At 35.2% G+C, this 23,824-nt stretch carries 17 protein-coding genes and 1 pseudogene; 7 read left to right on the top strand and 11 right to left on the bottom strand.

The genetic code is table 11. The features are described 5' to 3' along the window. Positions 1-185: hypothetical protein (locus tag ACPDHL_RS09650; protein ID WP_430532558.1), on the top strand; the 185-nt coding region annotated here is incomplete at its 5' end. A 126-nt stretch (positions 186-311) separates the two neighbouring features. Then, positions 312-4,214 carry an SIR2 family protein gene (locus tag ACPDHL_RS09645; RefSeq protein ID WP_430532557.1) on the top strand — a complete coding sequence of 1,301 codons (3,903 nt, stop codon included), beginning with the start codon at positions 312-314 and terminating at the stop codon, positions 4,212-4,214. 929 nt (positions 4,215-5,143) lie between these two features. Here the strand turns inward: ACPDHL_RS09645 and ACPDHL_RS09640 are convergent. From ACPDHL_RS09640 to ACPDHL_RS09620, 5 genes are all read right to left on the bottom strand, one after another. Further along, entirely contained in the window at positions 5,144-6,088 is a 945-nt protein-coding gene (locus ACPDHL_RS09640) for a hypothetical protein (protein WP_430532556.1), read from the bottom strand. Between the two features lie 192 nt (positions 6,089-6,280). Beyond that, positions 6,281-7,267, bottom strand: a complete 987-nt coding sequence (locus tag ACPDHL_RS09635) for a hypothetical protein (RefSeq protein ID WP_430532555.1) — start codon at positions 7,265-7,267, stop codon at positions 6,281-6,283. 79 nt (positions 7,268-7,346) lie between these two features. Beyond that, on the bottom strand, positions 7,347-7,604 hold the full coding sequence (locus ACPDHL_RS09630) for a hypothetical protein (protein ID WP_430532554.1): 258 nt from the start codon (positions 7,602-7,604) through the stop codon (positions 7,347-7,349). A 183-nt stretch (positions 7,605-7,787) separates the two neighbouring features. Continuing rightward, the gene (locus tag ACPDHL_RS09625) at positions 7,788-8,846 is read right to left on the bottom strand and encodes a hypothetical protein (RefSeq protein ID WP_430532553.1); all 1,059 of its coding nucleotides are present in this window, start codon (positions 8,844-8,846) and stop codon (positions 7,788-7,790) included. Positions 8,847-8,967: 121 nt separating this feature from the next. Beyond that, positions 8,968-9,630 (bottom strand): hypothetical protein, encoded by a 663-nt coding sequence (locus tag ACPDHL_RS09620; RefSeq protein ID WP_430532552.1) that lies wholly within the window; start codon positions 9,628-9,630, stop codon positions 8,968-8,970. A 503-nt stretch (positions 9,631-10,133) separates the two neighbouring features. Here ACPDHL_RS09620 and ACPDHL_RS09615 point away from each other — a divergent pair. Together ACPDHL_RS09615 and ACPDHL_RS09610 are read left to right on the top strand one after the other, a co-directional pair. Then, on the top strand, positions 10,134-11,348 hold the full coding sequence (locus tag ACPDHL_RS09615; RefSeq protein ID WP_430532551.1) for a TCR/Tet family MFS transporter: 1,215 nt from the start codon (positions 10,134-10,136) through the stop codon (positions 11,346-11,348). A 280-nt stretch (positions 11,349-11,628) separates the two neighbouring features. Further along, entirely contained in the window at positions 11,629-12,540 is a 912-nt protein-coding gene (locus ACPDHL_RS09610) for a hypothetical protein (protein WP_430532550.1), read from the top strand. 151 nt (positions 12,541-12,691) lie between these two features. Here ACPDHL_RS09610 and ACPDHL_RS09605 read toward each other — a convergent pair whose 3' ends face one another. Further along, positions 12,692-13,942: an erythromycin esterase family protein gene (locus ACPDHL_RS09605; protein ID WP_430532549.1), complete on the bottom strand. Its 1,251-nt coding sequence runs from the start codon at positions 13,940-13,942 to the stop codon at positions 12,692-12,694. A gap of 86 nt (positions 13,943-14,028) precedes the next feature. Next, on the bottom strand, positions 14,029-14,985 hold the full coding sequence (locus tag ACPDHL_RS09600; protein ID WP_430532548.1) for a hypothetical protein: 957 nt from the start codon (positions 14,983-14,985) through the stop codon (positions 14,029-14,031). A gap of 210 nt (positions 14,986-15,195) precedes the next feature. Between ACPDHL_RS09600 and ACPDHL_RS09595 the strand changes: the two genes are divergently transcribed. Next, positions 15,196-15,774 (top strand): helix-turn-helix domain-containing protein, encoded by a 579-nt coding sequence (locus tag ACPDHL_RS09595; protein ID WP_430532547.1) that lies wholly within the window; start codon positions 15,196-15,198, stop codon positions 15,772-15,774. Between the two features lie 64 nt (positions 15,775-15,838). Here ACPDHL_RS09595 and ACPDHL_RS09590 read toward each other — a convergent pair whose 3' ends face one another. The 3 genes from ACPDHL_RS09590 to ACPDHL_RS09580 are packed head-to-tail and all read right to left on the bottom strand — an operon-like array spanning position 15,839 to position 18,991. Continuing rightward, entirely contained in the window at positions 15,839-16,522 is a 684-nt protein-coding gene (locus ACPDHL_RS09590) for a phosphonatase-like hydrolase (RefSeq protein ID WP_430532546.1), read from the bottom strand. Between the two features lie 5 nt (positions 16,523-16,527). After that, entirely contained in the window at positions 16,528-17,682 is a 1,155-nt protein-coding gene (locus tag ACPDHL_RS09585) for a TIGR03364 family FAD-dependent oxidoreductase (RefSeq protein WP_430532545.1), read from the bottom strand. Between the two features lie 22 nt (positions 17,683-17,704). Beyond that, positions 17,705-18,991 carry a DUF5690 family protein gene (locus ACPDHL_RS09580; protein WP_430532544.1) on the bottom strand — a complete coding sequence of 429 codons (1,287 nt, stop codon included), beginning with the start codon at positions 18,989-18,991 and terminating at the stop codon, positions 17,705-17,707. Between the two features lie 230 nt (positions 18,992-19,221). Here ACPDHL_RS09580 and ACPDHL_RS09575 point away from each other — a divergent pair, with 230 nt between their 5' ends. Continuing rightward, on the top strand, positions 19,222-20,307 hold the full coding sequence (locus ACPDHL_RS09575; RefSeq protein WP_430532543.1) for a zinc-binding dehydrogenase: 1,086 nt from the start codon (positions 19,222-19,224) through the stop codon (positions 20,305-20,307). Between the two features lie 60 nt (positions 20,308-20,367). On the opposite strand, the gene ACPDHL_RS09570 is transcribed toward ACPDHL_RS09575, so the two are convergent. Continuing rightward, positions 20,368-23,205, bottom strand: coding sequence for a TonB-dependent receptor (locus ACPDHL_RS09570; protein WP_430532542.1), 2,838 nt, complete (start codon positions 23,203-23,205; stop codon positions 20,368-20,370). A 370-nt stretch (positions 23,206-23,575) separates the two neighbouring features. Between ACPDHL_RS09570 and ACPDHL_RS09565 the strand changes: the two are divergent. Further along, a pseudogene (locus ACPDHL_RS09565) lies at positions 23,576-23,812 on the top strand (transcriptional regulator). Positions 23,813-23,824 lie beyond the last annotated feature (12 nt).

Raw genomic sequence — 23,824 nt, 5'->3', positions numbered from 1 at the left:
GAACCGAAATGAGCCGTAAAACTGAATATGTTCATAATCCCTGCTTTTTGAGCGCTAATATACTAAAAATATTAGGTGTGTTTGCGGAGAATCAGAAAAAACTAAATCGAAAACCCTATATAGAAATGCAATTTCAATATACAAATGTTAATAGCACCTTGTCTACAGTTTTTTTTATAATATAGAGCCAGTCACAAGGTATATTTTATCCATACATACAGATATGTACTTCTATTAAATAATGTTTTAGGTTTCCGTATAGACTCTTCGAATAGAAAAGGTATATTTGAGTTGGTTACAAAAAAAGAATTATGACTACTCAAGTGAACGACTCAATCAAAGAGCTTGAAAAATTAAAGGAAAAATTAGATACTGGACAGATGTCTGTAATTATTGGTGCAGGTTTTAGTAGAAATGCGAGTGACTTGTTTCCATTATGGACTGATTTATTAGAAGATCTGGTGCTAGACCTTTATGGAACTAAGATTGACATGGAGTATAGTGAAAAGTTTTTATTAATAGAGGAGTTCGGTACTTTAATAAATTTTAGAGCCAAGAAAGTCAATGAATACATAAAAGATATTGGTTATCTAAACCTTGTAGAACAATATATTGAGAAACATGGTTATCGTGAGGTAGTAACAAGTTATATTGAAGAAAGAACACCTCAAGTTAAAAGTGAAGGCGATAAAAAATATCTTTATTTAAAGAAAACTGATAAAGAGGTAGAGTTAACAGATAATGACTTACTTCTACATAAGAAAATGATTAATCTACCATGGAATAATATCTATACAACAAACTATGATGAGTTGCTTGAAATCCCGATTAATAATTCTTTTAAAGGCAACATTAATAAGGAAATAAGTGACTCTGAACATCAAATTTTTAAATACGACTTTGATATTTTAAAATTTACAGAGAAGCATTCAACAATATTAAAGCGACTATCAGAATTAAATCGTTTTAAGGAAAGTGAGCTAAATTTCAATGAGAGTAGTGTAAATTCATTATCTCTTGATAATGTTCGTATAGAAACCTTTTCTAATGAAACAAAACAACAAAACTTTAATGAGCTTAAGAGGAAAACATGTAAAGAGCTAGAAATAGTTATAGAAGATGAATCGAAATGTCAAATAGGTATAGATGATTTGATTTCTAAATGTAAAGCTAAATTAGATGAAATTGAACAAAGTAAGGAAGCTATCGAAATCAATAAAAGTAAAACCTTATCTGAAATTGACTGGCTTAAAAAACTAAGCAAAAACAGTTTTAATTTAGTTACTAAAGCTTCCGAATTGTCTGTCAGTAAGAATAAAAATATTGTAAAACTACATGGAAGTCTTAGAAAAAATGATGTAGAATATGGGTTTGATGGAGATATTACTACTCAGTATATTTTCGCTAAAAGTGACTATGAGAGTTACCCTGAAAAGCATGAAGCTTTTACCCAACTAATGCGTATTTCTTTATTACAAGAGTCTTTTTGTTTAATTGGTTTTTCGGGTGATGATCCTAATTTTTTAGAGTGGGTAAAATGGGTACGAGATGTCTTAAAAAGTAGTAAGAATAAGGACTCTAAGATTTATTTTATTTCTACAGGTAAAGATGATTTTACATCATCTAAAAAGTTGTTCTTCGAAAATCATAATATCTATCCAATCTTTTTAGGAGACGTAGATGTAGAAACTCATTTACTCAGCGGTTACGACAATATGTTAGGCTTTAAAGGACGTAAAAAGTCTATTGATACATTTTTGCATTTTTTGGACACCAATTTGGTAGATACAATACGATTAAACAAATCACATCTTACTAATTTAGAATATGAGAATATTTGGCGAAATCTTGATTTAGCTTTATTTAATACTTCAGAGAAGATTAATAATCAAAGAATAATTGAGTATTTAACTCCTCTAAAAAAGATAGACAAAAAGGTTGTTCTAAGTTTAAGAAATACCAATAGTGAGTTTATTAAAATCCGATTTATTAACTATGTTCAAGATGTAATTGATAAGGGGGAAATTGAAGAAACTCAGTGGTGCGATTTGGGAATGTTTGCGTTGATGGCTATAAGAGATTTGAATTTATCTATATCGACTTTTTTTAATGATAATGTTTTAAATAAGATTGAGAACGTTATAAGTAATGAATCATTATTTGTTGATTTGAAAAACAAAGAGATTCTGTTATTAAACAATGAAGAAAAGTTTCGATGTTTAAAAAATGAGAATAATAGTTATTATAATATTTTAAAGAATCTATTTGTTTTTAATTATGATGAAGCTTCAAAATTAATTTCTAATTGGGTACCTAATGATTTTTTGTTTAAGATTAAGAAAGCTTGTTTATTAAGTTACTTTGATCAAAAAAAATCTTTAAAATATCTGAAGTCGATTAAACCAATAATGCTGTATGAAGATCTAGACGATATTCTATTATATAATCAAGTATCTCGATTTTTTGAATTATTGGAAGGATATGATGTCGACAGGCAAAAGAAGAGTAGTGAATTAATACAAGCTCTTAAAAATAAAGGATTTGTTTCTATTTATGATTTTGTAGATTCTTATGTTAAGAGTTTTGAGAAGAAAAGTAATAAAATAGAAGCTTATGGAGCAAATAGATTTCAGCATAATTCATCTACGATATGGGAGACAATAAAGATTACGGATAAAGGGATATCTTATGCTTTCTTAAGTTCAATAGGAAGTATAGGCATACCATTAACTAATGGAGCATCAATATTTATAGATAAGACAGAATGGTATAAATTCTTTAGCCATCTGTTTCAAGATTATTCTTATCCATGTTTGTTTTATAGTCTACAATATACTGATGAGAAGTTTATACGAAGAATCGCTCAAGATTATATGTATGATGATTCTTTAGCTGATTTTGTAAATACGATAGTTCCAAAATTATTGAACATTTATAACAAAGAGTTATCTAATCCTAATCTAAGAAAATCAATTTTACTCTTCTGTGCTGAAATTTTTGTATCTGTTAAACCTAAAGTATGGAATGAGTTGGAACTAACGATTATTCGAAATGATAAGTTTTTTGAACATGCCTTTGATGACTGGAGGAATGAAGAGTTTTTATTTTTAAAGTCTATAATTAAGTATTCAAATTCAAAGAGTTGTTTTACAACTATCTTTGAACAATGTCTGAAACAAAAAAAAATCTCAAAGGAAGTTATTGATATAATGTTATTTCTAAAAGGAAAAAAATTCATATACCAGGGAAAGAGTAGTGATGTTTGGAATAAGATAGATAGTATTATTAATAATAAAGGGACATATGAAAATTATTGGTTTTTAATCTATTGTTTGTATCCTATACTCTCAAATAGTCAAAAAAATAATGTGTTTAATAACAAGAATTTAAGTTCGATTAAAGGATGGGATGATATTAATGTAGTTTATTATTTTGTAACTAAAGAGAAACAGTTTTCTCTAAAGAGTTTAAAAGTGATGATTTTGAATAGTTCGTTATTGTTTAAATCTGGAGCAGAAGAAAAACAGTATGGACCAAGTATGAATTTTATAAGACTTTCAAAACTTCATAAAATTAAGTGGACTAATAAAGAAAAAGATCAAATCTATAAAGAGTTATTGAGTGAATGGAAAAAAGTAAAGCCTTGGTTAAAGAGGGAAGATGACATTACATTTAATATTTCAAAAGAGCTAATTAAAGAGATGTATTTGTTTTTATTAACATATAATAAATTTGATGAAGAAATTTTTAATGAAATATCTAAATTACATTTTAAGTATGAGGGATATATTAATCTAAGTGATACATTTATTAGTTATAATGAAAAAGGGGTAGTTAATGGTTTACGTGCACTTTATAAAAGGTTGTCTTCAGCAGATTGGGAATCAGAGAATAAAATGCTCATAAATATTATATTGAATAATATTCTGATGTTTAAGAAAGAACGTTTAGAGGAATCGATTAATTTTTTAAAAGCTGTTATTGAGGACAAGAGTGGGAATGTCTTTTTAAAAGAAAATCAATTAATTATTGAAGCTATTTTGAGGAAATATTACAAGGAACTTCCTTCTGAAGTTGATAAGATTTACATCATATTACATATGGTTAAAATTGCAAAGGGGTACAAGAAATTATTTGGTTCTAATGACATTGTTGAAGATTGGTTAAAGATTGGAAAAACAACAAGATTTAATATGAATTATATAAATTTATAATTTGGTATTAACTACCAAGTCTTCTGACCTCATTAAATAATAAGATTCTATAGAGTAACGAGGTCATTATAAAGTAGTAGCATCTTAAACGAAGCTACCCAATTACATAAATTGAATGCAGATTAAATTTCATCCTGTTACAAAAACAGCAAAAATGTAACACGTTATTTTCTCCTGTTACAAAAAAAGCAAAAATGTAACATGTTATTTTATCCTGTTACAAAACGACAGAAATGTAACACGTCATTTTATCCTGTTACAAAAAATAGATAAAAATAACTTAAATACGTTGATATGAAATACCACGAATCACAAATAGAATTGTTAGCTTTACTAATCGGGTAAATGGTATTTTAATCAGATCTTGTATCAATGCATTTCTGATATGATTTTTTCTACTTTGCGATCAAGTAGAAAAGAAGTTCATCTTGATCCTATCAGTGAAAAATGATATAAAAAAGAAAACTATACATTACACAATATCCATCAAAACTGCTCACCTCTTCCCATTAATCTGTTAAAAAACACAGTTGATTTTCGTTTGAATTCCTTTGAAAAAAGTGTTGTATAAAAACACAAAAATGGACGATAACCCCTTATGAATGCTAGGATCTGATTTCTTGTATTGAACAATTACAAGTAGTAAAAACAGGAATACAAAAAAAATAGCTGATAATAGGGATTGCCACCTCAACAAAATATCAGTCCTATTGAAACATAGAGCAGAGACTACTTTAGCAAAATAAAAGCAATAGCAGGGCAAAAAACCGAAACTTTGCTGACGAGGAATATCCTGAAGAAGTAAGAAAACTGTTTTTTTAACCCAATGGAAAACTTTTATACACGAATATCAACGTAGCAAACTTTACATAATAATAAAATTATACCTCTTAAAAAAAACAACTTTTTAAGAGGTATAATTTATTGTATTACACGATTTCCATTAACAATCGAGTACGATCATAGGGTGATTCCCAAAACCTTCTGATTTTTGTCTCCAAATTATTCTCCTTTCGTACAGCTTCATCATAAGAGTCTTCGGGAAATAAATCTACCTGATCGGATTGAATTGAAATTGAAAAATGATCCATTTGATCACTGAAATAGCCCTCTTCTTTTAAATCGCGTAAGACATCTAAAAACAGTAAATCCAGTGCTCTAAAATCTATGTCTGTTTTACTGTTGAGCAAAATTTCATTTAGAGGCATCGCTTGTTGATACTCCATTTTTTCAGGCGTCCACAATGCATCATAATCGATGGTTTCTCCTTGAGTTTTTAATTCAAATGTATGCAAACTTCCAGCATATAAATGATATAAATTACTCGCTTCATCTTTTGCTATAACTAAGCCGTATACGCGATCCTTATTGTTTGACACCGTTGTTTTTACTTGATTAAAATGCGCGATAAAAGAGTTTTTTAGGGTCGTTTTATCCACTTGAATACGTTCATAAATAGCATTAACTTGTTGCATCAGTTCAAACGAATTAGAATCTACCTCCTCAACCGCTTGAAGTAACATTTGAGAAAAAGTCGTTTTTAGATCAATCAACTGATCGTCTTCTAGTAAGAATAACTGCTGATTTTCAATATGGGCAACAAGTAGATTTTCATTGTATGCATCCCCTATTGCTATATAATCAGCAAATCCCAATTCCTGAATCATTTCATTTTGCGCTATAAAATCATCTTCCTCATTAAAAATCCCCCAGAATACATTGTCATTAAATCCAAAAATGTTGATATAGGACGCAAAAAAGTCAGGTATATTTTGTTCTAACTGCTCATTTAACGCTTTGATTTCTTCTAAATCAAGTCCTTTTCCTTTTTCAAATCGGTCAGTTTGCACCAATTGATCTATTATCTTCTGCATGAATTGTGTTTTATGGTTTTTCTTTTCAAATTAAAGCTTTTAACTTGTACCATTTACCCCCTATAATCAGTGATTTTGTTCTGATTGTGGAGGGTATAACAGTAGGGAAATCTGTGTAACAACTTGTTTTTCCTTTATTCGGAAGAAAATTTTCTTGGATTTTTGCTACTTCTGATCTTTGCTTAATGAGCATCATAAAGCATACAGCCCAAAACGCTTTGAATCAACTAACCCCGGTTGCTTAAAATGTAATCCATTTTTACAACAATAATTATAAATCCTATCACTTTCAGATGAGTTTTTAAACGTTATATAAGCTACTTCTAAAAACTTTAACTCTTTTAATCGCTCAATAAAAATATCTGCATTTATATCTACTAACTCTGTAATCATTAAAGCTTTTAAATTAGTCATACTAAAGATTGAATTTACATCTGTTAATTTTTTTAAACCTACACATTGAAATAACTCTATATTATTGGCGTATTTAAAAATTGGAAGTTTTTCTACAGTAGAAATATGTCCCAATCGAATAGCTTTCAAATCTAAACTTGAAATAGTATCTTCAAGATTAAGTTTATTACATCTTTCTAACATTAAAGTCCTTAAATTAGGAAAAACTGCATTTAATAACTCTCCACTTTTTAATTCTTTTGAAATAAGTAATATTTTCATAAAAGGATTAATAGATAATTTACTTAAGTCTAATGAAGATGCTCTTAATATTTCTAAACTATTTTGTATATTTAAAAATTGGTGTTGCTTATTAGTGATCCCGCTCTCAATTCTAAAGTATTTTAACGTTGTAAATTTATTCAACACTTCTAATGAAATACCCTTTTTAAACCTATTCATTAGTTCTAAACGTTCTAAATGCTTAATATTTCCAAGTTGATCAAGAGTACTAATTATCCCCATATTAACTGCAATACATAAATTTTGGACATTACTTAGATATTGTAATGCACTTAAATCGCCTTCTTCCAAAAGTTTTTTTGTTTCGATTTCATACAGTACTAATATTTCGGAATACTTGACAAGAAGTTCATTTAGCTTCCTCAAGCATTTAACATCATAATCTTTATTAATTATACAAATACTTGATGTATTAATTAATTTATCCTCTAATGTTAAAACATTCTCTTGGTTTATCTTTGAAAAAAAAAGTCTCTGCTTCATTGTTATATTATTAAATGTACATCTCTATTTAGACCTATCCTTGGTCAATACTCTTGTTTTACCCTCTGGGTTTTACATACTAAATCATCGCTTGGATGTATTGGCGTTGTACAGGTGTTAGTGTGGGATAGGGTACTTGTCGATTAAATTGCGCTTGTTTATGTTCATCTACGATCCATACAAAACCAGCCAACAAGAGTTCTTCTCCTTTCTTTAGCGCTATGCTAGGCACTAAACTATCACAACTCTTATGTTGTTCTTCTCCCCCAGTTATCTCGTGCAAAAACAGGCTCAATTTCAACAGAACAGCCTGATTGGACGCTGACACACTAAACATACCGATTCACTATCAAAGGTAATGTCGCGAGTCAACTGATATTCTTTTGCCAATTTTCTTGCCAATTGCTCAGCGGAATATCCACCGCCGCCTTTTTCGCCAAAATAGGAATCAAAGTAGTGAAAATTGGTGCAAATGATGGAGAAACTCGTGGAGTACTCTACTAAAATACAAGGAAAAAATTCATTCCTTTTCTTCTTCTTTACGGTAGGTTTTTAGTTGTCGTTTGAGACTATCTTTGATTATTTTAGCGCTAATTTTCTTGCTGCAATACAGTAATTCAGCAGTAAAATCAAGCTGTTGATTGGCTAGTAACGCATCCGCTATAAAGGACCACAAATTATCTTTTAAACTAAAATCTGAGGGAGCCCATCTCACCCTAGCTGGAATTGCATCCAACAGTTGTTGTAAGTGGGCAAAGTTCTCAGGTGTTTGATTGGCTTTGTTATAGCGAAAAGCATTGGTCAGAATTATTTCCTGCACGTACAAATTAGGAGCTTCAAACGCTGAAGCATGCAATAGTGTTTGAATAGTATGAAACGATTCCTTTTTCACTAAAGGCAAGAAAGCGGCGAAATAATACGCAGGTCCAAAGGGCTTGTTTTGAACTAATGCCATTACCTCCTCTAAAGGGTGTTGAGCTGCATAGGTTTCGATAAAAATGGTCTTGATTTCCTCTAAGTCATCAATATCTTTTCGGGCATCACATTTTTTCAAGACTTGAAGAAAATTTGCTTTATCTCCACGACCAGCATAATAATGTGCGAGTAATCGATAGCTGCGGTAGTGATACGCCTTATCCTTTATTTTAGGAATTAGAGCTAGGCTTGTTTCAATATTGTTCTCCAACACTAGTTTTTCAATGGTAAAATTGACCAATCGGCTCTGCAAAATTTCATCTGTTGCTGCTTCTATATAGCCTTGTAAAGACTGGGTAGATACATTCTCATTTTCACAGGCTTGCAACAAGTGATAGACCACATCGAGAAAGGAATACGGATACCGTTGGTTGTGTACCTCAAGTGCTGGATCCGCCTGCTCAAGCACTTCAAGTGCTCGTCTTACGAGCTGTTCTAATGATTTCCCTAACATTTTTCCCTTTCTTTGTTGATCGAGAATAAGGGCTTTAGCCAGAAAGTCTTGGGTATCAATACGCGACAGGACCACTTCATTGGACAAGGTATAGTCTTGCATCCAATTGATTAATTGGATACAGAGGGATATTTCTTCTTCTTGTTTCATAACAGCAAGCAAAAAAGACAAGTGAACTCGTCCTTTGTTTTTCTTTTTTTATAAAGGTAAGCAAATAACAGTAAACCTAGTTTGATACACAGCCTTACTAGACAAAGAAAGGATTCAACGCTTACTCCGCGTATACTTTCTTACCCTTTTTTATTTTTTCAATTAAATCATGTTTTGTTCCTAAATACTCATCTTTAGAACATTCTTCTATAAAACTACTAATTTTAGGGTCTTTTCTATCCCATTTTGACATTGCTGACAGTAAATACGCTCTTGGATCAAAAACCCCAACCTTATGTTGTTCTTTTATAAGCGTTTGTTTTAAATTAACTGCATCAATAAGTGTATACCTATCTTCTTTTTCAGGGATAACATCATCAAATGCCAACGATTTTAATGCTCCATTAAGTACTGATAAATTGCCTTCTTTCAATAATTTCAGGATAGGAATTATATCATTTTTATTTTCTCTTTTTATTCTAATAAATGCTAAAGTTGCCTCATTCGTTATCATGTCATGTATTATATTATTTTCTATGATACTAGATAGCTCTTGAAGAACATTCTTATACTTAATTTTACCTAAAGCTTTTATCATGACACACTGGGTTTCCCAAGCTTTTGGATTCTTGCTTTCTTTCAGATATGCTTGATATAATACGTCTCCAAGCTCAACTACTTCAAACGCTCCAATGAGTTTAGCTGCTTTTCTTCTTTCAGGTGCTTTCGTTGAATTCAATAGCACCTTTAAATCCGCTGTACTTTCTTTTAAAACTTTGTCCATAAATCTTCTTCTTCAATAATTAATTCCCAATCACCAACCAACGTTGCTCTCACTTGGTTATTCGCCTTTTGTTGTTCACTACGTTGGCAACATCTACCACAAACCTACCTATAGGTAAAACAGCGGAAAGAAATGTAATTACATACAAAATTCCGCGAACCAATAGAGGACTCTTTTTCACTTTGAGCACTACTGTAGTATCATTCAAAACGATTTAATTCATAGCGGTCTATTTTTATGCGGAATGAACAACGAACGTTGTTTTATAGTCCCATTCAAAGATATCATAAAATCAAGTAGTTCGCATACAGAAAAACAGCACTTTCTACACTTTATTTTCCCTCTTTTTTCTTGATCCTAACTCTTTTAGCGCTTATCTTTGTACGCTTATGCAGCAATAGTAAAATAACATAGACCGATGTCGTTCTTCTTTCGAAAAGAAAAACGCAAGTTTTTTTTGAGTACCCAATCTTTGGGGTACCGTTATTTTATTATACCTCATCATGAAATCAACAAATCGAAACAGGGTCGTACTATTTTGTACGATCACCATACTATTAGATAGTGCCGGATTTGGTCTTATCTTCCCTGTACTCCCCGAATTATTAGAAAAAGTACTGGATGCGGATGTAAGCACAGCTGCAAAATATGGAGGAATACTGACACTCGCTTATGCTTTGATGCAGTTTATCTTTGCTCCCATCTTGGGAATTTTAAGCGACCGCTATGGACGTAGAAAAGTAGTACTACTCTCCCTATTCGGATTTTCGATAGATTGCTTTATTATGGCACTCGCCTCTAGCTACTGGCTCTTGTTCATTAGCCGATTACTTGCTGGTATTACAGGGGCTACCTTCGCTGTAACCTCCGCATCCATCACAGATAGTACGGATGAATCGAGTAGAACCAAATACTTTGGTTATCTCAATGCGGCTTTTCATATCGGCTTTATCTTGGGACCTCTATTGGGTGGCTTACTCGGTGAATACGACCACACCTACCCCTTTTATTTTGCAGGAATTCTAGGCTTATGCAATGTCGCATATGGCTACTTTTACTTTCCCGAGACTCATAAAACGAAAGTGAAAACCCCCATACGCCTTTCCTCCTTTTCTCCGCTACAGTCTTTAAAAAGCATCCGACGTTTTAAACAAATCACCGTCTTATTTGTTGTCTTTTTCTTACTCTCCGCAGCCTCACATAGCATGGAGAGTACGTGGTCCTTTTTTACCCTACTCCAATTTGAATGGAGCAAACAGCAAGTCGGACTATCACTGACCTTAATAGGTATAATCGGCTTCTTGGTACAAGCGTATGTGTTGCAATACCTCTCCAAAAGACTGACAGATCACAAACTGATCTACCTTGGAGTAATTGTAAGCTTTATCGGTTTAGTTCTACTGAGTTTTTGTACAACAACAGTACAGCTGTGGATCGGAATAACGCTCTATCTACTCGGTAGTGTACAGCAAACGGGATTTCAGTCGATGTTATCTAAATCGGTTGATTCCCAACATCAAGGCGAACTACAGGGAGTATTAGGAAGTTTAAATGGGTTGACAACAAGTATAGCACCTCCGTTATTTACCTACAGTTTCTATCTCTTTACTCAAGACAATGCCTGGCTCTACTTACCTGGTATTGCCTTTGCACTCGCAGCAGTATTCATGCTCACTAGTTTGTATTTACTCCTACGATACAGTAGAAAAGAACGTTAATACCTCCACCTTTTTTCAACGACTTAGCAAGAAGACGGATAGCCCCCTTACCACTAAGCAGAGTAGGTTGATTTTTATTCCCATCTCAAAAAAAAATCGCTTGCTGTTTTTAAGCAGCAAGCGATTTTTGTAGTACTTGACGATAAATCGAACGGATTCAATCTCATTATTACGCATATCCTACTTCCATTCATTTTTAGTATATTGTTGTTCTTTTAATCAAAATTGATCCTACTATTTGAGATACTATAAACCTAACCCATCTAATTACTACTATCCTATGAAAATAAGATTCACCCTCATTACCCTATTTTTTGCAGCCTTTGCTAGCGCTCAAACCCCTCGAGATACCTTAGTCTCTACCATTTACAATGTGTACATTCAAAATGAATCCGATTATACAGCCCTTAAAAAAGACATTCAAGCGCTAAAAGATAGGGATGGTAGCTACAATCCTGAAGTGCTTCATCACAACCTAGAGGCGATGTTTCAATATAACGATCTTGATTTCTTTCAATCCTCTTTGGAACTATTAGTGCTCCACAATGGCTATAATGTGTCCTATCTTTCTGGGCAGGAAAATTATTACCAGTCCATTATCTCTGGTGAATTAGCCCCTTGGTTCAAAAAGATGTATATCGAAAATCATCCCAAATGGTTAGCCCATAATCTAGATAAGTTAGTGGATATACAGACGTTAAACTCCCTACATCAAAAGGATCAAGTCATGACAAAAGCATTAATGGATGTTTACAATTCTTCAGAAATAGAGGAAAAACAGCGTGAATTAATACGCGCTTTGTTTAGGTTTAACTATATGGAGAATGCTAAAACTTTATTCAACATTTCAGCCTCAATTGGTTCTATGCCTACTGCAAATTCCTTTGCTTTAATTCAAAGGCCTTATGACTTTATCGAAATACATAATTTTCAACAAAATTTCACTACTTATTTTGAGATGATTTATCCATACTATAAAGCTTCCTATCTCAAGCAGGATCTTCCTATTATCAAGTTTAGAAATATAGATTCAATCAAATTCCTTGCGGATAAGAATCAAGTCTTCGGACTCTTATCTGTTGAGGATATTCCCCCTTACTTAAAAGAGGAATACGACGTACAAAGCATTGAATCAGCAGACCCTACCCTCACGGAAAAATATAGAAAAGAATTAAACTGGACGGAGCTATAGATTACCATCTATACTTCGTTTAAGTGATAGTAGACCGCATAAAAATTAATAAAGCCAAGGCGCAGGTTGAAGCGCTCTTGGCTTTATTAATTTTTATGCTATCTATTAACTATTTAAAATTGCATGGAAGACTTTTCCTAGCGATACAAACCTATTCAATTGGATTGGCTCTATCATTTCGCTTAATATAAAAAAGTCCATCAAATACGTTGAGCCAATTTCCTTCTTGATTATGATAGCCCAACAGTATGCTATGAAACCGCTGTTGATTATACCTTTTTTGATTTCGTAAGGCCTTAAAATCAATATAACCATAGTCCATCCCTTTTAATGCCAATTCTTCTTCTAAGGAGTTTTTAGGCGATACAATGATAGTTTCTTCCACGCCTTCAAAATCATAAGGCATTTTAGATTTTCCCTCTGAGGATGTAAAGGCTAAGCTAAACACGTTGTCTTTATATTTTTCCGTAACGAATTCTGCGAAAACTTTTTGGTTTTCATAGGAGTAATCCTCCTCTCCCTCAAAAGTAACAGCACTTAGTTCCTTAGCTCCGTGAAAATTTGCCATCCATACAATGATTTTGGCCTCTGGATGTTGTTCTTTATACCAAACCAAGTTTTTTGACATCTGAAGATCTCTCAACGTTATTACTTTATTTAGATTTGTAGGATTCGCTTCTAGGGAGGAATAATAGTTTAATTCTGCTGATGTACTAGCATTTTCTACTAATTGAAGTGTAAACGGATCATAAACTTCAGAACGAAGAACCTCCTTGTATACATCTTGTAAAATAGATACATAGGATTTTAGGTCTTCAGCAGTATCTGCATCATATGGCTCCTCAAAAATCGTTGCATGTAACTCGTCTAACAAGCGCCAATCAACCAAACCAATCGCGTGCTTATCTTCTGCTAACTTTTCCTTGATTAATTTTAACGCGAGTAATTCTGAAGTGTAGGAATAGGTCTCCAACCCAATAGGCCTAATTGCTTTGGTAGTCAACACATCAACCAAACCTTGAATTTCTTGTGCTGGTCCCCATGGGCTCCATTGTCGTACCCAATCTTCCTTGAGACTTTCTTCCAATCTATCTTTTAAAAATGAATTACCTCCAATATAGGCTATCTCTAAAAAATCTCTTGACTCAAAAGCAAAGGTAGTAAACCCCTTTTCTTCCACTAAATACTTGACTAAATCAGACTTAATTTCAAAAGTACGTCCATCCCCATGACTTGCCTCACCCAAAATCACAATATCTTTATTCTCAATAAAGTCATCTATAAAACTCATTTCATTGACATTGACCTCAACCATTTGCTTTGCAATAGCTGTAGTTACCTTGTCTTTACATCCCACAAGTGCTAGTGCACACGCAAAAAAACAAATAAATTCCACCTTCATTTTTTTATATTTTTAAAACCAATGGTATCCTTGGCTCTTGTTTTTCAAGCCAATATACAATTTAGATATAGATAGTTTGGCGTTAGCTAAAAATCAACTTCTTCCCAGTCCTTGTCGTCCATGAGTATTGTTTTACAATCAATGGTTTCTTCCCCTCTTTTCAAGCATAATCGAATTTCTTGCCCCTTCTTTTTCTTCAATTTCAGGACGTAAAACCCTTTGTCATTAACCACAGCTTCCTCCATTTCTTCCCCTACAATTACCCTGTTGTTCTGCTCTCCCTTCACGTGACCAAAAACAACGAATTCCCCTGTTGTGAGGTATTGAGGCAGATAATCACCACCAAAGTTATCCTCCAAATACGCCTTACTTGACTCTAAACTAATCCGCTGACAATTTTCTTCTGCCTGACTGGAAATAGGATAAGGAAAACGCTCTGCTGTTTCTGCCCAACTTTTTATTTGAAAACCATAGGGTTGAACCTTGTTTTTTCTAACAGCCAAGCGATCGCTAAACCAGGCGAACTCTTGATTGCTAATTAATTCTTTATCAAACAATGTTGTTATAAAAGGGGCATACTTACTTTGAATTGCTCCATCGGCATGTTGAATGATATAGTACAGCTGAGCTAATGAAGCATCCGTTAGTTCAATTTCCTGAGCTATATATTGATCTAACATAGGCAGTACGATACGTTGATTGTCTAGATCAATTTTCTCAACCTTAGCAAAATGGTCTACTAATTCTTGATTACTCCTATTTTCATTTGCCAAGAGGGAATCCCATTCCACTCTAATTTGTTGATCCTTTTGATAAGATTCAGCAATAAGGCTATCATAGGTAGAAACTGCCCTAGGTTGTGCAGTCATTTTGACCAGGATAAAGAATAGGAATACAGTATAGTAAAACGATTTAAGCGTAAACTTCATAGCTAGGATGTAAAGGTTTTCTACTTCGGTTTTTAGGATCAGGACATAGTCAGACAAGAAATCTAACTCACTGACAGACAAACACCAAACGATTTTTATTGAGTCCTTATTCAAATATACTTTTTTTTAACCGTTTATCGAAACCTCTAGTTATAATAAACTTACCAATTATCAAGTATTCGATTCCTTTGACAGCCTTTTTTCCCGTTTTAGGCGGTACGGCTCAAAGGATGTTTTTACCTCCTTATCCTCGCCTATATAATTTACGCAAAACGCTATTACTAGTATAAAGTTCCTATATTTGCTTTTAAACACAGAAAAAGCATGGATAATTACCTGATTGGTATAGGCAAAAAAATAAAGGAAATTAGAAAGCGAAATAAATATACCATTACACAAGTTGCCACCAAAGCGGAAGTGAGTAATGGTCTTATTTCTAAAATTGAAAATGGAAGAACGATTCCTTCCTTACCTGTTTTATTAAACATTATTCAGGCGCTAGATGTTGAAGTTGGTACGTTTTTCGCCCATATTCCACTGGCTAATAAGCGCAATTTTATTCTGTGTAAAAAAGAGGACTATACGATAATTGAGAAGGAAGAATCAGCTGTGGGTTTTGAATACCGCTCTATCTTTTCCAAGCAGCTCAACTCTTGTGGCTTTGAAACCGTCCTGTTGGAGGTAAAACCCAATTCGAAAAGAGACAAAGTAGAAACGGATGCCTTTGAGTTCAAGTATGTAATTTCAGGCGCCTGTACCTACGTAATTGGGGAAGACGAAGTGCTTGTAAAAGCAGGAGATTCTATTTTATTTGACGGCAGAATTCCACACGTTCCAATTAATAAAACCCAAGAAAATTGCCTGATGCTTGTGGTTTACTTCTTTTATGATAAAAACGATTAATTATTTACCTATAAAAAAGGGATAGTTTGAAAAAACAATACTATCCCTTTTTACTTCTATTCACTTACTTTACTAACATACTTTGGATGTCGACGAGGGCATCGACAATTAGCGTAGGTTCGGCAGTTTCCAACAGATCTCTAGTTTGAGCTCCCGTTAAAACTCCTACTACTACCCCGCAATTTGCATTTTTCCCTTCTTCTATATCGATGATGGAATCGCCCGCTTTGAGTACGTTTTGCGGATCTACAATATTGAATTGTTTCATTGCCATTTGAATCATCTCAGGAGAGGGTCTCCCTAGAACAACATCATCTGCTGTAATTAATCCATCGATTGTAGTTCCAACCTGCCAATTTAGCTTAGCTAATAATTTAGTAGCTGTTTTCGCATCATATCCTGTGTTTAATACCACCTTGATTTTATTGGCGCGCAAAGTTTGAAAAAAGGCTTCCATTCCATCAAATGTTTTGATGGGATAGGTATTATAGGCATCTTCTAAGTGCTTTTTAAAGTTTCTAAAAATAACTTGCGCTTGTTTCTCTACGTCAACTGCTGACGTACAGGCACGCAGTATATCTTTGATCGCCTGTAGCTTTTCTTTACCTGCACCGTGCTCTAGGGTTTGCGCTAAACTTACCGCATAACCCGCATCGTTAATTACGTTGCAAACGGTTTTATACACTAAGTTATCCTCATTCACCGTAGTTCCTGCCATATCAAAAACCACCAATTCTATATTTTTCATTTTTATTAAAATAAAGTATTTATATTTTCTTTTGCATAACCTGCACTACCTGTCATGCCTTTACCACCAATTCCCGTGACAATATGAATGTTTGTGCCTATTGTTTGATTAAAGATGTCGCTATTCTTTCCTTGGGCATAAACGCCAAACCAGGTATCTCGTATTTCATAGCGGGGTAATTCGAATATTTTCTTGGCCTCTTCCAGCATAAAAGCATTGATTTCTTGTTTGATATCAAACCCCAAGGCATCCTGATCTACAGCATCGGCATATTCGTGCGAATCACCAATAATAATTGATCCATCAGTCGCCTGTTTAAACAAAATATGCACCCCCCATTTTTTCTCCAAACTAGTTTGATCTTCTCTTGCTTTGATTGCCTCAAAAGAAGGACACTCGCTAAATGCTTCATACCTGCGAATAGACAAGCCTGTCAATATAGAACCGTTTAATTGATAGGTACTAGGTTGAGCTACTGTTTGCATCATTTGCAATTTGGTCACTTCCATATCGCTTTGTTCAAACACCGTAGGGAAAAGCGTTTTAAATTCCGCCCCACAACAGATCAGTACTTTGGTTGCACCTAGCACTTCTCCTCTAGCAGTTGTCACTTCTACCTGTTCGTTCGCCTGTTGACAATGGACCACATTCGTTTGATAAGCAAAGCTAACCCCTAGTGTTGTAGTCATAAATTCATGTAGACGATGAATCATCGTTCGCGGTTCTACGGTTACTTCTTCAGGAAAAAACAACCCACCTTTGACGTAAGAGGATCGTATGCCAGGATAGCGATCTAAGCATTCGTTTTTGGTTAATATGTGGGAGGTATATCCGTTGCCATTATTGATGTGATGCAATTCTTCCAGCAGCGTTAATTCTTCTTCATTAGACGCCAAATAGACCGAACCGTTATTTCGTACTGAAATATCAAATTTAGCTTGTATTTCTTTGTATAACTGTAAACTTTCCCTGCCGTAATTTTGCCATTTGGTATTCATTCCCGAGGGAACCACTTGCCCAAAGTTGCGCACTGTTGCACTGCTGGGTTGTTTATCTTTTTCTAGGACCAATACGCGCAATCCCTTTTGCGCTGCGTAATACGCATGGAAGGTTCCCAAAACACCTCCACCTACTACGATTAAATCATATGTATTTTTCATATGCAATAAACTATTACTATTTTTAAACTGTTGCGTTATGTAAGATTGGTTTTTTCTCCAATTGCTTTTTAAAAAACCAGATGACAACCAGAGCAACCAACAGAATCACTAGGGCTGCTTGTATATTTAAGTTGATGAAGAAATCTGTCCATCGCTGTTCAAAACCGACAATCTCCTTGAGCAACAAAACTGCTACGCTGCCAAAATAGCCCAATGAGTCTGCGAAATAGAACAAAAAGCCCACATTTCCTTTAAAGCTCAATAAAGCCACCAATCGTTCAAAAATTAAACAGTGAAATAAAATATAGGGCAAGTACACACCAATCCCCGATACAATCATCCAGACAATTGCAGATACTTGACCTTCTTTAAAGAGAATGGTTGTACCTACCATGGCTAATGCTCCGGTGACTGTCATATAAATCCCCAGATTAAAAGCCTTTTTGTTGTTTTTAATTAGCACACTACACGCGGCAATAATCAGTACGATAAGTGCAACTGGAATTTCTGTTAGTGTGATTAGTTTGGGAGCTCCACTAGCTCCTTGCTCTTCCCAAAACTCTACGACAAAATTATCTCTAAAATCGCGTACAATGGTAAGAATAACATAAATTAAGACCAAACCCAAATACCCCAAGCCATTGGCTTTTAAAAAAGCCATTCGATCCTTTTTATACATGGGTTTTCGCTCACTACGCGCTTCGATATCTCCCACAGAAGGCCCTTTGCATTTGTTCATGATAAAAGAACACAAGAGAAACAACGGAAAAAACAACAGTCCCGTTAGAAAAGGCATATCGTATTCATTTACCCCAAAATTTTCCATCAGCAACAAGCCTACTGACTTGACAAATCCCGTAGAAAAGATAAAGGTTGCACTCAGCGCCGCCGCTAGTAGTTCTGTATTTTTTCTCCCTTCAATATAAGAGAATACGATACCAAAAATCATCCCCAAAGGCAATCCATTTAAAAACAAAGCAATAAACTTCCATTCACCAGGCAAAATCGCAAATAACCCCAACATCGCCAACCCAAACGTTGTCGCACCAATTAACCAGTATAAACGGCTGCTTTTTGACATCTCGGAAACAATCTTAATGCCCACAAATTTGGAAATCATATACCCAAAAACCTGACTGATTACCAGTAGAATTTTGGGATCCATACCAAAGAATACCGTCATATCCGAATATTGTCCTGCCAAAAAAGATTTGCGCACGGCATACATGCCTGTATAACAAAGAAAAACGGAAATCAACAAAAACCACGTTTCTGTATTTTTACTCTTTGTAACTATTGCTCCTTTCATGAGATGATTATTTTATTATTTGTAAACAAAAGTAACAGAAAGAAAACAAGGAAATATTAACAGAAAGTAAACTTTAGGTTAAGCTTACAACCCACCCAAACAACCTATAAACAAAGCACATACCTTTACAACACCAATAAAACAAGGAGAATACCTCCTAGTTTACATCGAAATTAAACAATAAAACAAACCTATACTTCAGGAAGAAAATGTTTACAAATAGTAAAAATATGAAATCAACAAAAGCCACGGCTATGGTGTTTGATAACACAACCAAGACCTTTACAGCTCAAGAAGTTCAGCTTGAACCTGTACCCGAGGGAGAAACCCTTGTCGAGATTGCTTATACCACAATTTGCACGAGCGACCTACACACCTATTGTGGGCGACGAGCGCTGGATAGTCCCACAATATTAGGGCATGAAATTGTAGGGCGAATTGTACATCTCCCATCTAACAACAAAGATTACACCGGACAAACACTGATGCTTGGGGATTTGGTTACGTGGTGTGTTTACGCTCACGAAGAAGACGATCCCATGGCGCAAAGAGGATATCCTCAAAAATCCCTTTCGCTCTACAAATATGGGCATCATCCTTTTAATGAAGGAGAACTCAACGGCGGATTTGCTACCCACTGCCTCTTAAAAAAGGGCACGGCTATTTTTAAACTTCCCTCCCATTTGAGCTTGCAGGAAATCGCCCCGCTTAATTGCACCCATGCTACTATAGCCGGCGGTTTGCGCTTAGCGGGTAATCTAGAAGGTAAAACCGTGCTAATTTATGGCGCGGGTATGTTGGGATTATCCGCAACAGCCATGGCCACTACTTTAGGCGCAAAACACCTTATTCTTTGTGATCTTAACGCAGACCGCTTGGCTTTAGGAGAGAAATTTGGCGCACAACTCACCCTGATCAACACCTTGGATATAGCAGCAAAACAACAGCTATTAGCCAAGGCTAACCTCAGTCCCGATGTCGTTATCGACACCACTGGCATTCCTGCCGTAATGGAAGAAGGCATTGAATTACTGGGCATTGGCGGTAGTAGCATTTGGATTGGCGCTGTATTTAACCAGGCAGCCACGCCAATTAATGCCGAGAAAGTAGTGCGCAAACTCCTAACGATCCGCGGCTTACACAACTACATCCCACAAGATCTCGCTAAGGCGATACAGTTTTTATCCCAACACCACCATCGCTTTCCCTTTGGCGATTTGGTCAGTGCCCAATACAACCTAACGGAGTTAACCCAAGCCTTTGATGCCGCCAACACGGGACAGCATTTTAGAGTAGGCGTAACAGCCCTAACCTAGCCCCAATAAAAAAGACCTGATCGCAACAATCAGGTCTTTTTCTTCGCTTAAATAAAAGAATTACAATTCCCACTTCAATCCCAGCATTCCTTTTACTCCGTAGTATTCTACTTGCAAAGGACGACTCGAATCTCCATAGTAATAGGCTAACTTTGAATTCAACAAATTATTCGCCTCCAGGAAGATGGTGAAATTCTTGTTGATTTTATAGGTGATATTAGCATCTAAACTCGCATAATCTCCATAGTACACATCATCTCGAGACAAACCACTTGCCCCGTGTTCGGTAATGTATTTCCCTTTAAAATTATAGGCGGCACGTACATTAAGCCCTCCTTTTTCATAGTAAAGCTGTGCGTTGAACAAATGCTTTGCCTGACGGGGTAAGGACGTTACTCCCGCTCGCGAAGGAATTTTCATTTCTGACTGGGTAAAGGTATAATTCGCTTGTATTCCAAACCCGCTGAAAAAACCAGGTAAGAAGTCAAACTTTTTATTTCCGCTGATTTCCGCTCCCAACAACCAAGCATTGTCTCCATTTCGCGGCTGTGCCATTTCCACACCACTGATTCCATTATAGGTTCCTTGTTCCGCATTGACAAAAATTGGATCCGTTATTTGCTTGTAGAATACTCCACCTGAAATAACATCCAAATCGCCAAAATAATGCTCGCCCATAAGGTCAAAATTATAGGCATACGTAGGGTTTACTGATGGATTTCCACCAACGTACTGATTGTCTGCCGCTAAATAAGTTCCCCCAGGAGCCAAGTAACCAAAATCAGGACGTGTAAAGGTTCGGGTCATTGCTAAACGCAGGTTGGTATTGTCTGCTAGGGTATATTTTAGGTGCAACATCGGCAAAAGCGAAAGATAACTTTTGGTATCCCTTACTTTAGTCAGCTGTCCTGTTGCTTGTCCTTCCTCTTGTTGATAATTATAACCATCAATGGTTGTATGCGTATGCGTTGCACGTAATCCTCCTAAAAAGGTCAATTGATCATTGATTTGATAGGTCAGCATACCAAAAGCAGAGCTATGTTGTTCTCTTACTTTAAAGTTACGCCCCAATCCTCTACCTTCCGCAAGAATTTCTGAATCGCCTTTCAATAGGGTCAAATCGCCATTAAAAAAGTGGTTAAAATAAAAATCTTTCATTCCTGCCTTAGACAATACAGGACCAAAACTATTCCCTATAGTTGCATCTAGTGGCTTTAGGTAATCCGATGCCCCTGGTTGCCCTACCAAATACGGTTGTTGATCTGCCAGTACTGGTGTAGGCTGAGACCCCGTCCATCCATAAAACTCATCGGCAAATGTTGCTGATCGCTCTTTATCGACAAACTTAGCTCCAACTTTCCACTTAAAATCACTAGCGGATTCCCATTCGTAATTTGCAGCAGCTACTATATTATCTCTTTCTTTTACACCCACTTTATACAGCTGTAGATTTGAAAACTTCATTTTCTTCGGGTCATCCACAAAGTTTGAATCGCTTAAATAGTTGAATACATTACCGGTATTTAATGCCCCTTGATCTGCTTGCCAATACGCGCGCATACCGTTACCTCTATCTTCCAATAGATCCCCATTAAATGGCACATCATCTTGAGTATACATCAAGGCCAAATAGCTGTGATTCGCTTTATCTGGAATATTGCCATAGTAGAACTCCGTTCTATAATGTCCCAAACTCCAATCCATTTTTCCTTTACCCAAATCGTGTATTCCCCCTACTTCGCCTCCGTAGAAATCAAAATTCAAATCATTGACGATATTTTGCAGCTCAATACGCCCCGTTTGTGTAGCTGCATTAAATTTATCAAAGCGGATACGTCGCTTATAATGCAGTTCTTTATCCAATAATTTTCCGTAATTCAAACGAGCAAAAAGTTTAGAATTATCACTTATTTTATATTCAAAACCGGTATTGAGTCCTGTTGTTTGACGTTCTCCTGTATAATCTCTCAACTCTAAGCGATACACTCCTTCATCTCCTGAGCGCCTTGCTTCGTAATTGTCTGTTGCCCAGTTTCGGTTCCATTGAGATAGGTTTACAATATAGCCCAACTTGCCGTTTTTAGAGCGATCCCCAACAGTAAAGCTTCCGCTGTACACCCCTTTATTCGACAGCTGATTGTACCCCATCCCTAAGGACGCATTTAACGTAAAGTCCGCAGGAGCCGTTTTCGTAATAAAGTTTACACTTCCACCCAAGGCATCTCCATCAATATCGGGTGTCAAGGCTTTGAATACCTCCACATAGCCGATAATTTCAGTTGGAAAAAAATCAAATGCCGTTGCTCTACTTGCGCCTTCATCAGCTGCAGTAGGCAAGCGATGTCCATTCATCGTGGTTGAATTCCATTCAGCAGGCAATCCTCGAACCGCAACATAGCGCCCTTCGCCTTGATCGCGCTCAATGGACACCCCAGGAATACGCTGTACTGTTTCCGCAGCGTTTCGATCAGGCAATTTACCAATCCCATCTGAGGCTACTACATTGACCAAACTAATGGAATTCTTTTGCATGTTAATCGCTTTCGCTTCACTCAAACGCTTGGAAGACGTAATGACAATTTCATCTAAATTATTATGAGAAGTCGTCATAGTAAACGTATACTGCTGCTGTTGGCTTAGGTCAACAACTTCTTGCTTATCCGCATAGCCAAAATACTTCAAGGTAATTTCATATTCTTTCGCTTCCAAATCATGAAACGAAAAGTCCCCGTTTAAATCCGTTGTCGTGTATTTGCCCGTACTAGCAATCTCTACAACCACACCTGGTAGGGATTCACCCCCATCCAGTACTCTTCCTTTTAATGGTTGCTGTTGTGCTTGCATCGAAATTACGCTCAACAGCAAAATTAGACATAAGGTAAACTTCGTGTTCATCATACCGTTTTATTTTTAATAAATAACAAGACAAAATTGCTTATATTTTTTACAAATAGTAAAAAAATAGTATTATGAAAATTTTATCTAAACATGAAGAATAACACTCTAAAACAACACTATATTACCTCAACATAAACAAACAGTTAGGTTAAAGTAAATAAAGTTTACAATCCGTTTTTTACGTCAGAAATCCAGAAATAAACCCGAATAAATTATTTTCTTTATTTTACTTATAGTAAAATTTAAAATAGTTACTATAAGTAAACAAAAAACACCTTTCGGGTATAAAACATCAAAATAAAACAAAACGATACCCGAAGGGGTATTATATTGTGTTTTTATCTCTATTTATAGCTGATAAAGTACAGCTATGAGTTCAATACAAGGATTTGTAAAGTAAAAGCGAAAAGAATTAAAACTTACACAAGAGAAATTAGCACTACATGCTAGTGTAGGCTTGCGTTTTGTGCGTGATTTAGCACAAGGAAAAAAACTTCGCTTAAATAAAGCTAACGATGTATTACCTATGATTGGTAAAGAAGTGAAGGAGCGGAGTAGGTTGATTTTTATTTTTATCTCAAAAAAAAAAATCGCTTGCTGTTTTTAAGCAGCAAGCGAT

The sequence above is a fragment of the Myroides sp. C15-4 genome, from assembly GCF_050522745.1.
In the GTDB taxonomy this organism is placed as follows: domain Bacteria; phylum Bacteroidota; class Bacteroidia; order Flavobacteriales; family Flavobacteriaceae; genus Flavobacterium.
Note: the sequence above shows the minus strand (reverse complement) of the source record. Positions and strands in the feature narration are given on the sequence as shown.